Annotated in this window: 1 protein-coding gene; it reads right to left on the bottom strand. The window is 63.1% G+C overall.

The window, feature by feature from the left end:
• Positions 1-26 precede the first annotated feature (26 nt).
• Positions 27-610 (bottom strand): PTS transporter subunit EIIC (locus tag ABD481_RS46760; RefSeq protein WP_344672355.1); only part of this gene is annotated, 584 nt, incomplete at its 5' end.

Here is a 610-nt window from a genome sequence, read left to right as displayed (position 1 = left end):
GCATTACCTCATTATCAATAGTGTATTCAGGCGTGGGATGCCTGGGCCCTGGCCTGGCGCGCTCTGGCGTCGGCAGCGGCCTGCTCAACGGGAATGTCCTCAAAGCCAAGGATCAGCGTCAGGGCAAACGACAGCACCACCGACAGCGCCATCACGCCAAACACCCAGACGATGGTCATTGGATTGGCCGGATCGAAAAACTGCACGCTGGTAAACAGCCCCGGCGCCGCCATCGAATGGCTGGCCAGTCCGGCAATACCTGCCACCGCGCCGCAGATAAAGCCGCTGATTAAGCTGGCGATCAGCGGGCGCTTCAGGCGCACCGCCACGCCGTACAGCGCCGGTTCGGAAATCCCGGCCAGAATCGCCGATGCCGCGGCGGCCAGCGCCGTCTGGCGCAGCTCCGGGTTTTTGGTTTTCCACGCTACCGCCAGCGAAGAGCCGCCGAGCGACAGGTTGGCGCCGATCTCCGATGGCATCACCATACCCTCTTTGCCGGTTTCGGCGATGGTCTGAATGATGGTCGGCGTAAAGACGCGGTGCATACCGGTCATCACCAACAGCGGCCACAGCCCGCCCATGATCGCCACCGACAGCCAGCCGAGATAGC

The sequence above is a fragment of the Catenulispora yoronensis genome (genome assembly GCF_039531695.1).
GTDB lineage: Bacteria > Actinomycetota > Actinomycetes > Streptomycetales > Catenulisporaceae > Catenulispora > Catenulispora yoronensis.
The sequence above is the reverse complement of the archived record's forward strand: the minus strand, read 5'-3'. Positions and strand labels throughout refer to the sequence as shown.